This is a genomic window from Mycobacterium sp. (assembly GCF_035697385.1).
Taxonomy (GTDB): Bacteria; Actinomycetota; Actinomycetes; order Mycobacteriales; family Mycobacteriaceae; genus Mycobacterium.
This window is the reverse complement of record NZ_DASSCY010000026.1, coordinates 1-13,061: the sequence shown is the minus strand read 5'-3', so window position 1 is coordinate 13,061 and position 13,061 is coordinate 1. Positions and strand designations below refer to the sequence as shown.

The 13,061-nt window shown below is 66.9% G+C and carries 17 protein-coding genes; 15 read left to right on the top strand and 2 right to left on the bottom strand.

Features of this window, described 5'->3' with window-relative positions:
• Position 1 precedes the first annotated feature (1 nt).
• From VFH65_RS02525 to VFH65_RS02460, 15 genes are all read left to right on the top strand, one after another.
• Complete coding sequence (locus tag VFH65_RS02525) at positions 2 to 910, top strand: NifU family protein (protein ID WP_353319556.1); 909 nt, start codon at positions 2 to 4, stop codon at positions 908 to 910.
• On the top strand, positions 907 to 1,539 hold the full coding sequence (locus tag VFH65_RS02520) for a DUF5947 family protein (RefSeq protein ID WP_353319555.1): 633 nt from the start codon (positions 907 to 909) through the stop codon (positions 1,537 to 1,539). Before VFH65_RS02525 ends, VFH65_RS02520 begins: the two co-directional genes overlap by 4 nt.
• The gene (locus VFH65_RS02515; protein ID WP_353319554.1) at positions 1,536 to 2,180 is read left to right on the top strand and encodes a DUF6084 family protein; all 645 of its coding nucleotides are present in this window, start codon (positions 1,536 to 1,538) and stop codon (positions 2,178 to 2,180) included. Before VFH65_RS02520 ends, VFH65_RS02515 begins: the two co-directional genes overlap by 4 nt.
• Positions 2,177 to 3,523, top strand: coding sequence for a hypothetical protein (locus VFH65_RS02510; RefSeq protein WP_353319553.1), 1,347 nt, complete (start codon positions 2,177 to 2,179; stop codon positions 3,521 to 3,523). Before VFH65_RS02515 ends, VFH65_RS02510 begins: the two co-directional genes overlap by 4 nt.
• A gap of 2 nt (positions 3,524 to 3,525) precedes the next feature.
• Positions 3,526 to 3,630 carry a DUF6893 family small protein gene (locus VFH65_RS32000; RefSeq protein WP_414688340.1) on the top strand — a complete coding sequence of 35 codons (105 nt, stop codon included), beginning with the start codon at positions 3,526 to 3,528 and terminating at the stop codon, positions 3,628 to 3,630.
• 10 nt (positions 3,631 to 3,640) lie between these two features.
• Positions 3,641 to 4,123, top strand: a complete 483-nt coding sequence (locus VFH65_RS02505) for a hydrogenase maturation protease (RefSeq protein WP_353319592.1) — start codon at positions 3,641 to 3,643, stop codon at positions 4,121 to 4,123.
• A gap of 3 nt (positions 4,124 to 4,126) precedes the next feature.
• Positions 4,127 to 4,378: a HypC/HybG/HupF family hydrogenase formation chaperone gene (locus VFH65_RS02500; protein WP_353319552.1), complete on the top strand. Its 252-nt coding sequence runs from the start codon at positions 4,127 to 4,129 to the stop codon at positions 4,376 to 4,378.
• The gene (hypF, locus tag VFH65_RS02495; RefSeq protein ID WP_353319551.1) at positions 4,375 to 6,663 is read left to right on the top strand and encodes a carbamoyltransferase HypF; all 2,289 of its coding nucleotides are present in this window, start codon (positions 4,375 to 4,377) and stop codon (positions 6,661 to 6,663) included. The genes VFH65_RS02500 and hypF overlap by 4 nt, the downstream gene beginning before the upstream one ends.
• A 4-nt stretch (positions 6,664 to 6,667) precedes the next feature.
• On the top strand, positions 6,668 to 7,420 hold the full coding sequence (locus tag VFH65_RS02490; RefSeq protein WP_353319550.1) for a DUF6390 family protein: 753 nt from the start codon (positions 6,668 to 6,670) through the stop codon (positions 7,418 to 7,420).
• Positions 7,417 to 8,145, top strand: coding sequence for a hydrogenase assembly protein HupF (locus VFH65_RS02485; RefSeq protein WP_353319549.1), 729 nt, complete (start codon positions 7,417 to 7,419; stop codon positions 8,143 to 8,145). The genes VFH65_RS02490 and VFH65_RS02485 overlap by 4 nt, the downstream gene beginning before the upstream one ends.
• Positions 8,142 to 8,822 (top strand): D-sedoheptulose-7-phosphate isomerase, encoded by a 681-nt coding sequence (locus VFH65_RS02480; protein WP_353319548.1) that lies wholly within the window; start codon positions 8,142 to 8,144, stop codon positions 8,820 to 8,822. Before VFH65_RS02485 ends, VFH65_RS02480 begins: the two co-directional genes overlap by 4 nt.
• On the top strand, positions 8,819 to 9,919 hold the full coding sequence (gene hypE, locus VFH65_RS02475; RefSeq protein WP_353319547.1) for a hydrogenase expression/formation protein HypE: 1,101 nt from the start codon (positions 8,819 to 8,821) through the stop codon (positions 9,917 to 9,919). The genes VFH65_RS02480 and hypE overlap by 4 nt, the downstream gene beginning before the upstream one ends.
• Before the next feature lie 17 nt (positions 9,920 to 9,936).
• Entirely contained in the window at positions 9,937 to 10,209 is a 273-nt protein-coding gene (locus VFH65_RS02470) for a HypC/HybG/HupF family hydrogenase formation chaperone (RefSeq protein ID WP_353319546.1), read from the top strand.
• Between the two features lie 17 nt (positions 10,210 to 10,226).
• The gene (gene hypD / locus VFH65_RS02465; RefSeq protein ID WP_353319545.1) at positions 10,227 to 11,354 is read left to right on the top strand and encodes a hydrogenase formation protein HypD; all 1,128 of its coding nucleotides are present in this window, start codon (positions 10,227 to 10,229) and stop codon (positions 11,352 to 11,354) included.
• A 128-nt stretch (positions 11,355 to 11,482) separates the two neighbouring features.
• Positions 11,483 to 11,884 (top strand): hypothetical protein, encoded by a 402-nt coding sequence (locus VFH65_RS02460; protein ID WP_353319544.1) that lies wholly within the window; start codon positions 11,483 to 11,485, stop codon positions 11,882 to 11,884.
• A gap of 4 nt (positions 11,885 to 11,888) precedes the next feature.
• Here the strand turns inward: VFH65_RS02460 and VFH65_RS02455 are convergent, their stop codons facing one another.
• Positions 11,889 to 12,080 carry a DUF3046 domain-containing protein gene (locus tag VFH65_RS02455; RefSeq protein WP_353319543.1) on the bottom strand — a complete coding sequence of 64 codons (192 nt, stop codon included), beginning with the start codon at positions 12,078 to 12,080 and terminating at the stop codon, positions 11,889 to 11,891.
• A 9-nt stretch (positions 12,081 to 12,089) separates the two neighbouring features.
• Positions 12,090 to 13,061 (bottom strand): glycosyltransferase (locus VFH65_RS02450; protein ID WP_353319542.1); only part of this gene is annotated, 972 nt, incomplete at its 5' end.

Sequence of the window (13,061 nt, the reverse complement as noted above, 5' to 3'; positions counted from 1 at the left end):
AATGGCCCCGCCCACACTGCCAGGCCCGGACGAAACCTCCGATGATGCGCAGTGGCGCTCGGCGGGCGATCGGATACAGACCTTGCTCGACGCCAGCGCCGCTGGTGGCTCGGCTGCGCACGAGCGCGCCGAGCAGCTCGTCCGAGAGGTGACCGACCTCTACGGGGCCGGTCTGGAGCGGATCATGCAGATGGCCGTCTCGGCGAATCCCGAACTCGCGGAGACCTTTACGCGGGATGACCTGGTGGCCAGCCTGCTGCTGGTGCACGGACTTCATCCGCACGACATCGAGCGACGCGTCGCCGACGCGCTGGACAGTGTGCGCCCGTACCTCGGCTCTCACGGTGGTGACGTGCATCTGCTCGACGTCGACGGCGATGTCGTGCGCCTGCAATTCGCGGGTAGCTGCAAGAGCTGCCCGTCGTCCGCGGTGACGTTGGAACTGGCCGTCGAGGACGCGGTCCGTGCCGCCGCGCCTGAGATTTCGTCGATCGAAGTCGTGGCGGCCGAACCGGAGGCTGGATCCCATGTCATTCCGGCGGAGACCCTGCTCAACCGCGTCCACGCGAACGGACACCGCGCGGCCGCCTGGCACCCGGTCCCCGAGTTGGCCGAGCTCGCACCCGGTGAGATCGGCGGGTTCCTGGTGGCAGGCATGACGGCGCTGGCCTGCCGGGTCGGCGAAAACTTCTACGCCTATCGGGATCGCTGCCCCGCTTGCACGGAGTCACTTACAGGCGCGGTGCTGGCCGATGCGGTGCTGCGATGTCCACGCTGCGGCGCCAGCTTCGACGTCGTCCACGCGGGCAGCGGCGTCAACGGCGACAGCGCGGCTCATCTGGACCCCATTCCGGTGCTGGTGCGCGACGGCGTGCTGTCGATGGCGGTCGCGGAAGCCGTGGCGACATGACCGCAAGCGCCTACGACGTTCTGGCCCGTATCCGCGCCAACCGGCAAGCGCCCGAGCCCGGCGAACGCTGCGAGATGTGCTCGGAAGCGATCACCGACGAGCACCAGCACGTCGTGAACGTCGAAGGCCGACAACTGATGTGCGTGTGCCGCGGCTGCTACCTGTTGTTCACCGACAAACATGCCCAGTTGCGCTACCGCGCCGTACCCGATCGTTACCTCGCCTTTCCCGACTTCGCACTGGACCGCCGCCGATGGGAGGCGCTGCAGATCCCGGTGGGGCTGGCGTTCTTCTTCCGCAACTCGGCGCTCGACCGCATGGTGGCGTTCTACCCGGGACCGGCAGGGGCGACGGAGTCGGAATTGGACATGGTGGCCTGGAACGACATCCGTGCCGCCGACCCTCGGGTGGACATGCTTACCGACGACACCGAGGCGCTGTTGGTCCGTGTGCCCGACGACGACGCCGGGTCCCCCGACTGTCATCTACTGCCGATCGACGCCTGCTACGAGTTCGTCGGGCGGTTACGCATGCTGTGGCGCGGCTTCGACGGTGGCGGCGATGTGCGCGCCTACATGGACGAGTTCTTCGGCGCGATCGGCGAGCGGAGCAAGGTGGTGTACTCGTGACGGAGGTGACGTTCGCGGTCCTCGACGTGGCGCCCGAACCCTACGCGGTGACACCGATTCTCACCGCCCGGGTGGGTGTGGTCGCGGTCGGCGATGAACCGGTACACGCGATTGCGTTGCGATGTCAGGTCCGCATCGACCCGCTGCGTCGCGCATACTCCGACGCCGAAGCCGACGGGCTCGTCGACTTGTTCGGGCCGCGCGAACGCTGGGCGTCGACGCAGCACACGTTCCTGTGGCAGCACGCCGCGGCCATGGTGCCCGGCTTCAGCGGGGCCACCCAGGTCGATCTGCCGCTGGAATGCACCTACGACTTCGAAGTGGCATCGGCCAAGTACCTGCACGCCCTGCGCGACGGAACTGTTCCGTTGCAGTTCCTTTTCAGCGGAACGCTCTTCGTGCAAGGCTCACGCGGTTTCTCCGTGCAGCAGGTGCCATGGGATCGCGAGGACCGCTACGACATGCCGGTGTCGGCGTGGCGTGACCTGGTCCAGCAGCACTTCCCCAATACCGGGTGGATACGGCTTCATCGGGACTCGCTCGACGCGCTTGCGACCTACCGGTTCGAGCGTGGCCTGCTGTCGTTCGACGAGGCGATCACCTCCCTTCTTGGAGCCAGCACCTCCGGGGATATCCGATGACCGCGAATTGGGACCAGGCCCGCGCTGTCGCCGACGCGGTCCTCTACGAGGGCTATCTTCTGTACCCCTATCGGGCCAACTCGCGAAAGAACCAGTCCCGCTGGCAGTTCGGGGTACTCGGCCCGCGGGGCGCCGAGGCTGACGGGATCGGTGAGAACGACACACTGTCGGCGCAGGTGCTTGTGCAGCCGCAGGGTGACACGTCGGTGTCCGGCATGGTGCGCTTCCTGCAACTGCAGCATCGCGGTGCCGAGCGTGCCCTCGGTGACGGCCGATTCGAGCCGGTAGACGAATTGGTCGCAGGCGCGCGTTCGTGGCTGAGTTGGGACGAGGCCGTGCCACGGGAAGTCCCGTTCGGGCCGTCGGACCTCACCAAACTCCCGCAGCAGTACGCCATTCCGATCGCCGTTGGCGGCGGCAGCGATGTCGAAATCGTCGATGGTGGCAGGCTTGTTCGCACCCGGCGCACGATTCACGCCGAGCTCACGATCGTCGCAGGACATATCGGCGGGCTTGTTCGCCTCACGGTCTCGGTTCGCAACAGCACTGCACCCGCGGCGGACAAGGACGATGCGATTGCCCTGTCGTTGATCGGCACACACCTTGTTGCCGAGGTCACCGACGGGGAGTTCGTATCGCTGCTCGACCCCCCGGCTTCGGCGGTCGACGCCGCCGCCAGATGCCGTCAGCACCGGTGCTTCCCGGTGCTCGCCGGCCCGCCAGGTGATCACAACTTCGTGCTGGTCTCCCCGATCATCCTCTACGACCATCCCGAGATCGCAGAACAAAGCGAAGGCGCGCTGTACGACTCGACGGAGATCGATGAGATCCTCACGCTGCGTGTCATGACGATGACCGACGAGGAGAAGGCGCAGGCCCGCGCCACCGATCCGCGCGCTGCACAAATTATCGACCGATGCGATTCGATGTCGCCGGAGGCGATGCTGAATCTGCACGGGGTACTGCGCAACCCGCACGCATCCAGCGAAGCACCCGGCCTGATACCGGAAATCCCCGAGGGTGTCGAATGGTGGGACCCCCTGGCCGACAACGCAGTCCGTCCCGACATCGACGCCGTGCTGGTCAACGGTGTCCGGATCACTCGAGGTAGTCGGGTCCGGCTGCGGCCGTCGCGGAGAGCCGACGCGCAGGACCTGTTCTTCGCGGACAGAATCGCGCGGGTCACATCGGTGCACGAAGACGTCGACGGCGATCAGCATGTCGGCGTAGTGCTCGAGGACGATCCGGCCGCCGACCTACACGACTGGTACGGCCGCTATTTGTACTTCGCACCCGACGAAGTCGAACCTCTCACAGAAGGGAATCCAACATGCATGCAGTAGGTGTGACAGCAACGGTCATCGCGGGCGTTGTTGTGCTCGGCGGACTCTACCTCGGCATCCGAGCGGTGCCCGATATGCGCCGGTACATGAAGATCCGCCGGATGTAGGGGGAAATCCATCACGTCCCAGATTCTGGTAGCCGGAATCGGCAACATCTTCCTCGGTGACGACGGGTTCGGACCCGAGGTGATGCGCCATGTCCCATCGCGCCTCGCCAGTCCGCGAGTTCGCCTCGAGGACTATGGAATCCGAGGCATGCACCTGGCATATGACCTTCTTGAGGGGTACCGGGCACTGGTGCTCGTCGACGCCCTGCCAAGCCGAGGAGCGCCTGGCACCGTGCACGTCTTCGAGGCCGACCACGAAACACTGTCGTCCGCGACGGGGCTGGATGCCCACGCGATGGATCCCGTCGCGGTGTTCGCGAGCCTCAATGCACTAGGCGGCACGGCGCCCTACACCGTCGTCGTCGGTTGTGAAATCGAGAGCGTTGAGGAAGGCATAGGGCTATCCACCCCCCTCGCGGCCGCCATTCCCGATGCCGTTCGCTCCGTCGAAGACGTTGTGGCGCAGCTACTCACACCGGTACGGGAGTGTTGAATCATGTGTTTGGGCATCCCGGGACAGGTCGTGAAAATGCTAGAGGGCTACGGCGACCAGCTCGCCCTCGTCGACGTCGCCGGCAAACACCGCAAGGTCAACGTCGGCATGCTGCCCGAGGAGACATTCGAGCGTGGCGACTGGGTGATCATCCATATGGGCTTCGTCGTCGAGAAGACCGACAAGGCCGGCGCCGACGCGGCGATGGCGGGCCTCGAGCTGATGGGGCGCGGCCGGGACGAAGCGGCACCATGACGCGTCGCCGTATCCAGATCCGCGTGCGGGGTGTGGTTCAGGGGGTGGGGTTCCGCCCCTTCGTCTACACCACGGCGGTGGCCCTCGGCCTGTCCGGTTCGGTGCGCAATGACTCGTCGGGCGCGTTCATCGAAGTCGAGGGCGACGGAGGCGATGTCGATTCCTTCGTGACCCGTCTCACTGACCGCCCTCCGCCCCTGGCGGTCATTGAATCCGTTGACACCCAAAATATCCCGGTCGCCGGCGGAACTAGTTTCACCATCGCCGACTCCATCCGAGCAGTCGGTGGCCGCACGCTGGCCTCCCCCGACGTCGCGATGTGTGCCGAATGCGCCGCCGAGCAACGCGACCCCGCCAACCGTCGCTACCGGCATGCGTTCGTCAACTGCACCAACTGCGGCCCGCGCTTCACGATCATCGCCTCGCTGCCCTACGACCGGTCCTCCACCACGATGGCGCCGTTCGTGATGTGCGCCGACTGCGCCCGCGAGTACGCCGATCCCGCCGACCGGCGCTTCCATGCGCAGCCTGTCTGCTGTCCGCACTGTGGACCCACTTTGCGCTACCGGGACTGCGACGGACGGGAAACCGGAGGCGACGGTGCACTGCGCGAGGCGCGGAAGATACTGCGCGACGGCGGCATTCTTGCCGTCAAGGGAATCGGTGGCTATCACCTAGCGTGCAACGCCGCCGACGAGCACGCCGTTGCCGAACTGCGGCGACGGAAGCGCCGGGGCGACAAGCCATTCGCTGTGATGGTGCCCGACGTGGCTGCGGCGCGCACCGTCGCGTTCGTCGACGATGCTTCTGCGCGCCTACTGTCAGGCCCGCAGCGTCCCATCGTGTTGGTGCCGCGGCGGCCCTCCGGTTCGATCGCCGATGCCGTCGCCCCGCACAACCCCGACCTCGGCGTCATGACGGTCTACACGCCGCTGCACGCGCTGCTCTTCGGTCTTGCTGGCGACCAACCACCCGGGCCATCAGTGTTGGTGATGACCTCCGGCAACCTTGGCGGTGAACCGATCTGCTTCACGGACGACGATGCACTCGACCGGCTTTCGCATCTGGCCGACGGCTGGCTGATGCACAACAGGGAGATCCTGGTGCCGTGCGACGACTCGGTGGTGCGCGTGGTTGATGGCTCCCAGCTGCCCATCCGGCGCTCACGCGGATACGCACCCCTGCCCGTCGCGCTGCCCGTATCAATGCCGCCCACCCTGGCCGTCGGTGCCGACCTGAAGAACACGTTCGCCGTCGCGGACCGCAAGTACGCCTGGCTGAGCCAGCACATCGGCGACATGGACGACCTTGCCACATTGTCCGCGTTCGACTCGGCCGAACGACACCTCGAGGCGCTGACCGGTGTCGCACCGGAAGTCATTGTCGCGGACTCACATCCGGCCTATCGCTCCACCTCCTGGGCGCACCGCAATGCCGGCGACCGGCCGGTGCGGACGGTGCAGCACCACCACGCGCACGTTGCGGCGGTGATGGCCGAGCATGGCTTCGACGGCGAACACCAGATACTCGGCTTCGCCTTCGACGGAACGGGATACGGGCCCGACGGGGCGACCTGGGGCGGTGAGGTCCTGCTCGCGGACTACAAGGGCTATCAACGACGGGCGCAGTTGAAGTATGTGCCGCTTGCCGGTGGCGACGTCAGCGTGCGGCGGCCGTACCGGATGGCGTTGTCGCATTTGTGGGCCGCCGGGCTGCGTTGGGACGAGGACCTTCCGCCCGTATCGGCATGCCCGACCGACGAACGGCGGGCGCTGTTACACCAGCTGGCCAGCGGCGTGGGCTGCGTGCCGACATCGAGTATGGGCAGGCTCTTCGACGCGGTGTCGGCCTTGATCGGTGTCCGGCAGGTTGTCGCGTACGAAGCTCAGGCGGCGATCGAACTCGAGGGACTGTCGCGCGACGTGGATGCCGGCACGACGCGGTACGCCTTCGCCGTCGATGCCGACGCCCAGACGACCATCGTCGACCCGGCGCCCGTGCTCGTCGCGATCATCAGCGACGTGCGCGACGAGGTCCGGGCCGGTGTCATCGGCGCACGATTCCACCGCGCCGTCGCCGACCTGATCGTCGACCTCGCGACCGCAGAAGAACCGGCCCCTCGGACGGTTGCGTTGTCCGGCGGCGTCTTCCAGAACGCGATGCTGCTGCGGCTCGCGCGAGACGGCCTTGGGGCCAAAGGCTTTGAGGTGATCACGCATAGGCATGTGCCGCCCAATGACGGGGGCTTGGCGTTGGGGCAGCTGCTGGTCGGGAACGCGGGGTGATCACATGACCGCACCGTCTCGACAAGGCCTCCCCACTGGACACGCGTTGTTCGCCCGCTACGCGTTCCCGCCCAACGAGCTCGGCTACTGCGGGCCCGCTGACGCGGACGTGCTGCTGCGCGGCGACAACGCACGCGAGGTCGCCGCGCATGCGATTCAGTTCGACGGCGCGTGGCCGTATCTGCAGGCGATCGCCGAGGCAGCGGGCATCGACGCTCTGGACGGCGACGTGGTGGCAAGCTACTGGGTCGGCGGACCACTGCTGAACCGCGTCGAGCCAGGTCCGCTGCTGGACCGGCTGCGCAGCGCGTTTGTGGGTCAGGCGACCGGCCTTCTGGCCGACCTCACCAACCCGGTCGGTGTGCTGGCCCATCACAGCTTCCACGTGTTCGTGGTCTATCCGTGGGTGCGGTTTCTCGACCGGGATCCGGCAACGGCGTTGCAAGTGCTGCAGGACTGCCGGATACGTTGGGGCACAGTTGAATCCGTTGACAGCGAGCACGTCGTGATGGTGGCGCGTCCGCTGACGCTCCTGACGGACACGCTCGGCCTGGGCGAACCAACGACCGAGCGGGTGCGGTGGAGCAAGGACGGCAAATCGCTTATCGCCGCGCCTGCGCCCGGCGACACCGTGTCCGCACATTGGGACTGGATCTGCTCCACCCTCACCGAAGCCGAGGCCGACGCACTGGCCGATGCCACGCGCACCACCCTCGATCTTGTGAACACTGCCCGCGAAAGGGGGCGGCACCAATGACCGCAATCGCACAACCCGGCGAATCCTTCGTCGACACAGAACTTTCCGCCGATCTGGCCGCGGCGGCGCTGGATCTCGCCCGCCGTTTCCACGACGGCGCCACACTGTGGGTCATCTCGCCCCAATGGGAACCGCACGCTCACCACGTCGCCGTCGAGTTCGTTCACCCGGTGATCATGGGCAAACGGGCACTGCCGTCGGTTGCGCTCGTCGAACCCGATCCAGTGGCGCAGGCACGCGTGGCGTGCCAGCCCGGCGATCTACTTCTGGCCGTGGCGGCAGCCGACGAGCCCGCCGTCGTCGACGCGATGAGACGGGCACTGGCGTGGGGCGCATTGACCCTGTGGATCGGCTCCGGGCCGCGACCTCCGGCGGGCGCAGCCAACCACATCCTGTGGGTCGACTCGGAGGACCCGATGGTCCCGGCCACCGGGCGATTCGTGCTGATGTACCACCTGCTTTGGGAGCTCACCCACGTCTGCTTCGAGCACCCGGGGCTGCTCAAACCCGACGAATCCGCCGACGAGGTCTGCGTGACGTGTAGTGACGAGGGACGCCTCGCCGAAGTCGTGCTCGCACCCGCCGATGCGACCGGTCGAACACTGGTCCGCACCGCCAACGGCGAGGAGTGGATCGATGTCACCGTGCTGGGTGACGTCGCGCCCAACGACCTCGTCCTCGTGCACGCCGGGGCGGCCATCACACGATTGGAGGTCAGCCGATGACCACGCACGAATCCGATGCCACCAGCTTCCTGTATCCATTCATCGACTCCGAGGAGACCGACGCCAAGAGCCTTCTGGACGACCTCGCCTCCTCGGCGCGCGGCAAGGCCGCCGAAAGCGCCCGCCTGCAACGTGAGTCGCTCGACGAGTATGCCGACGGGTTGACCGCCGCCGGAACCGGCATGGCCGAGCGGTTCCTTCGCGGTGGCCGGCTTTACACGCTGGGCAACGGTGGCAGTTCCACCGACGCCGCGACGCTGGCATCGCTGTTCAGCCGCCCCGCCCTTGGCCGCCCCGTCGCAGCGTGGTCGCTGGCCGCAGATAACGCCGTCGTGACGGCACTCGGCAACGACGTCGGGTTCGACCTGATCTTCAAGCGCCAGATCATCGCCCACGCACGCGAGCGCGACGTCGCCATCGCGTTGTCGACGTCAGGCAACTCCGAGGACCTGACTACGGCCATCACGGAGGCAAAACAGCGGGGCCTGTTGACCATTGGGTTCTCCGGCCACGACGGCGGCCGGATGGCCGTAGCCGAGGAGCTGGACTTCTGCTTCACCGTGCACAGCCAGAGCATTCACCGCATCCAGGAGAGCCACGCCATGCTCGGCTACCGGCTGTGGTCGGTGACGCAGGATCAGATGGCGCGACAACTCCACGGGGCCGACCAATCATGAGCACGACCCAGGCCGCCAGTGCCGCCGAGCGCGAAGACCGTGTGCTGGAACGCATCGACAAATTCCGGCAGCGGCGCCCGCGGCTGCTCGACGATGTGGTGACGATGGCGCACGGCGCCGGCGGAAAGTCCTCGGCCGCACTGGTCGACGCGGTGTTCCTCGAGGCCTTCCGCAACCCCGAACTCGAGCAGCTCGGCGACTCCGCTGCGCTGTGCACGCCGTCGGGTGAGCGGCTGGCGTTCTCCACCGACTCGTATGTGGTTCAGCCGCTGCGGTTCCCTGGCGGCTCCATCGGCGCCGTCGCCGTACACGGCACGGTCAACGACCTCGCGGTGTCCGGTGCGCAGCCACAGTGGCTCTCGGCGGCATTCGTCATCGAGGAGGGTTTTCCCATCGCCGAGTTGCGCGAAATCGTCGCCGACATGACCGAAGCCGCAGCGAGGGCCGGCGTGCAGATCGTCACCGGGGACACGAAGGTCGTCGGCAAGGGCGCCGCCGACGGCGTCTACATCTCGACGGCAGGCGTCGGCATAATCCCGCAAGGTAGGCAGCTGTCGCGTGACCTCGTGCGGCCAGGCGACAAGGTGCTGCTGTCGGGCACCATCGGTGAGCACGGAATGGCCGTCATGCTGGCCCGTGGCGATCTGGCTATCGACGCCGACATCGCCTCGGACACAGCGCCAGTCAACGAACTGGTGGAGATGATGTTGGCGGCAGCGCCGTCGACACGGTGGATGCGGGACGCGACCCGCGGCGGCGTCGGAACGGTGTGCAACGAGCTGGTCAAGGACTCCCCATTCGCGGTGATCCTCGACGAGGACAAGCTGCCCGTGGAGCCGCAGGTGCTGGGCGCCTGCGACATGCTCGGCATCGACCCGCTCTACGTCGCCAACGAAGGCAAGTTCGTCGCGATCGTCGCGGCCGACGAGGCTGACGAAGCCATCGCCGCGATGCGGGCCCACCCGCAAGGCGCACGCGCGACGGTTGTCGGCGAGATCGTGCCGGAGCCGCCCGGCATCGTCGCGCTGCGAACGTCGTTCGGCGGCAGCCGAATCGTCGACATGCTTGTCGGCGACCCGCTTCCGCGAATCTGTTGATCGAGAGGAGAACGACGATGTGTCTGGGTATCCCCGGCCAGGTGGTCGACATCGTCGATGCCCAACAATCGCTGGCCAAGGTGGACGTCAACGGCGTGCGCAGAAACATCAGCGTGCGACTACTGGCCGATGACAATCTTCAGGTCGGTGACTGGGTGCTGGTGCACGTCGGGTTCGCGATGGCCAAGATCGACGAGCACGAGGCCAAACTGACGCTCGACCAGGTGCAGAAGATGGGTGCCGATTACGTCAACGAAGTCGAAGCGTTCAATTCGTCCGAAATCGCCTGAGGCAGAAGAAGGTAATGATGAAGTTCGTCGACGAATTCCGCGACCCTGCCGCTGCACGGGCCCTGGTCAAGTCCATCACCGAGCTGGCCCGCGACGGCGAGTACAAGTTCATGGAGGTGTGCGGCGGTCACACTCACACGATCTATCGCCACGGCATCGAGCACCTGCTGCCCGAAGAGGTCGAGCTGGTGCACGGGCCGGGCTGCCCGGTGTGCGTGATCCCGATGGGTCGTGTCGACGACGCGATGTGGCTGGCGGAGCAGCCCGGCGTCATCTTCACGACGTTCGGCGACATGATGAGGGTGCCCGGGTCCAGGGGCAACCTCATCGAGGCCAAGGCCCGCGGCGCCGACGTGCGGTTCGTGTACTCGCCACTGGATGCGCTGAAGGTGGCCGTCGACAATCCCGACCGCCACGTCGTGTTCTTCGCGGTGGGTTTCGAGACGACTGCGCCTTCGACCGCAGTGACACTGGTGCGCGCACGAGCACTGGGCGTCACGAACTTCAGTGTCTTCTGCAACCACGTCACGATCGTCCCGCCGATCAAGGCGATCCTCGAATCGCCCGACCTGAGGCTCTCTGGGTTCCTCGGCCCTGGTCACGTGTCGACGGTAGTCGGGTTGCATCCTTACCGGTTCGTTCCGCAGGTGTACGGAAAGCCAATGGTGGTAGCGGGTTTCGAGCCGCTGGACATCCTCGCGTCGGTGCACATGCTGTTGCAGCAGCTCCGCGACGGGCGCTGCGAGGTGGAGAACCAGTACACGCGCGTGGTCCGCCCCGAAGGCAACACTCAAGCCCTGAAGCTGATGGCCCAGACGTTCGAGTTGCGGCCCCATTTCGAGTGGCGGGGCTTGGGTTTCATCTCGCAGAGCGCCTTGAAGGTGCACGCCGACTACGCCGATTACGACGCAGAACTCAAGTTCGAGATGCCAGGGGTACGCGTCGCCGACCCGAAGGCATGCCAGTGCGGTGAGGTTCTCAAGGGCGTCATCAAGCCGTGGGAGTGCAAGGTGTTCGGAACGGCGTGCACACCCGAAACGCCGATCGGGACGTGCATGGTCTCGCCGGAGGGCGCCTGTGCGGCGTACTACAACTTTGGCCGGCTTCACCGCGAGACGGCTCAGCTGCTGGGTCAGCGGGTCTAACCCAACCGATGTCGCCGCAGCCCAGTGCGGCGCCGTAAGGAGATGTGATGACCACTCCAGGCGAAAATGTGTCTGAAGAACCACAAGAGGAACGTGGAGCACCTGGATCGCGAGACACAGGATCCGATGTGCCGTCAGGTGGACCGGCGGATCGGCCGTCGGGCACATACAAGGGTGACGAATCGGTGCCCTCGTACGACGACGGCGGCAAGCCGGACTTTGAAACGGCAACGACCAACGAGCCACCTCGGGACGTCGAGTCCGCGGTACCGCCCTACGAAGGCCGCAAAGAGGCCGCCGACGTTGGCGATGACAGCACCGAGGCGGCCGGCGCCAGGACCGGTGGAGCTACTCGGCCCACCACCGATCCGGACTATAAATCGCCGCCACCAGGTGAGACTGCGGGCGGTGCCGCCGCTTCACCGGCCCAGGAGCGGCCGGCGACGCAGACGCCGGAGACAGACCGCGACGATGACGCAGTAGGCCCTGCTCATACGCCGGGTACGGGGCGTGCCGAGGACAAGCGCTGAGAAGTCACCACTGATCGCGTGGGACGTCGAAGTCCGCACACAGCGCCCGCCAGACGTCCCGCGGATCGACACCGTCCTCGATGGCCTGCTCCGCGGTGCGCCCGAACCTGCTCAGCACGTGGTCGACGAGCAACGACGCGCCGCGCACCGGACCGAACTGTCCCTCGACGAGTTCCCGGAATTCCGTCATCCGCACCCGACCAAGTTACGCCGAAGCAGCCAGCGCTTCCTGGCACACCCGTACCGGATCGGCGACCTCGTCGATGCCGGCCCTCGCTTGCACGGCGGCCTCCCGGTACCGCGGCGACGACAACACTTCGCCAACCGCGGCCGCCAACGCCGAGCCGGTCAACGGCCGCACCAGCTGCGCACTGCCTTGCCGCACAACGCGATTGGCGATCTCCCACTGATCGCCGCCACCAGGCACCACCACCAGCGGTACCCCGGCCAGCAGTGTCTTGGACACCATGCCGTGGCCGCCGCCGCAGATGACCAAGTCGGCGTGCGACAGCAGTTCGTCCTGCCGCCCGAGGCCGACGGCCGCCCACGGCGGAACCTCCACATCCGGACCGTCCAGCCGCGACACCGCCACCCGCGACCCTTCTGGCAGCACCTCCCCCGGCACCAGCGTCTCCAACGCCAGCTCTGCCAGCCCGAGCGTGCCGGTCGTCGCGGTCGACGGTGCGACCACCACCACAGGGCCCGAACCCGACGGGATGTCCAGCACCGACATTGTCGGCTCGAAGTGCAGCGGTCCGACGACGACGGCCTCCGATGGCCAATCGGGGCGCGGCACCTCAAGAGCAGGCAGCGTGGCGATCAGGCGCCGTACCGGGCCGGGATCGGTTGCGGGCAAGCCGATCTCGATCCGCACCGCCGAGCGCTGGCGCAGCCCCTCCCGCCACGACCGGGCCGTCAACGCGCGCATCACGGTGTCGCGAAGGCGGCCGCGAATACCCACGCCCGGCGCCAGGCCACTGCCAAGCGGCGGCAGGCCCTTGGACGGCCGGTACAGCGGATGCGGGTTCAGCTCGACCCACGGCACACCCATCAGTTCGGCGGCCAGCCCGCCGCACGCCGTGATCACGTCGGAGACCACCAGATCCGGCGCCAGACCGCGCAGCCGCGGCACGTTCAGCACCGCCATCCGCGCGGCCCGCTGATGGATCTTCGCCCC

Coding starts and splice junctions, on each gene's coding strand:
- VFH65_RS02525 (WP_353319556.1), top strand. CDS start 2: ATGGCCCCGCCCACACTGCCAGGCCCGGACGAAACCTCCGATGATGCG.
- VFH65_RS02520 (WP_353319555.1), top strand. CDS start 907: ATGACCGCAAGCGCCTACGACGTTCTGGCCCGTATCCGCGCCAACCGG.
- VFH65_RS02510 (WP_353319553.1), top strand. CDS start 2,177: ATGACCGCGAATTGGGACCAGGCCCGCGCTGTCGCCGACGCGGTCCTC.
- VFH65_RS02500 (WP_353319552.1), top strand. CDS start 4,127: ATGTGTTTGGGCATCCCGGGACAGGTCGTGAAAATGCTAGAGGGCTAC.
- hypF (WP_353319551.1), top strand. CDS start 4,375: ATGACGCGTCGCCGTATCCAGATCCGCGTGCGGGGTGTGGTTCAGGGG.
- VFH65_RS02490 (WP_353319550.1), top strand. CDS start 6,668: ATGACCGCACCGTCTCGACAAGGCCTCCCCACTGGACACGCGTTGTTC.
- VFH65_RS02485 (WP_353319549.1), top strand. CDS start 7,417: ATGACCGCAATCGCACAACCCGGCGAATCCTTCGTCGACACAGAACTT.
- VFH65_RS02480 (WP_353319548.1), top strand. CDS start 8,142: ATGACCACGCACGAATCCGATGCCACCAGCTTCCTGTATCCATTCATC.
- hypE (WP_353319547.1), top strand. CDS start 8,819: ATGAGCACGACCCAGGCCGCCAGTGCCGCCGAGCGCGAAGACCGTGTG.
- VFH65_RS02470 (WP_353319546.1), top strand. CDS start 9,937: ATGTGTCTGGGTATCCCCGGCCAGGTGGTCGACATCGTCGATGCCCAA.
- hypD (WP_353319545.1), top strand. CDS start 10,227: ATGAAGTTCGTCGACGAATTCCGCGACCCTGCCGCTGCACGGGCCCTG.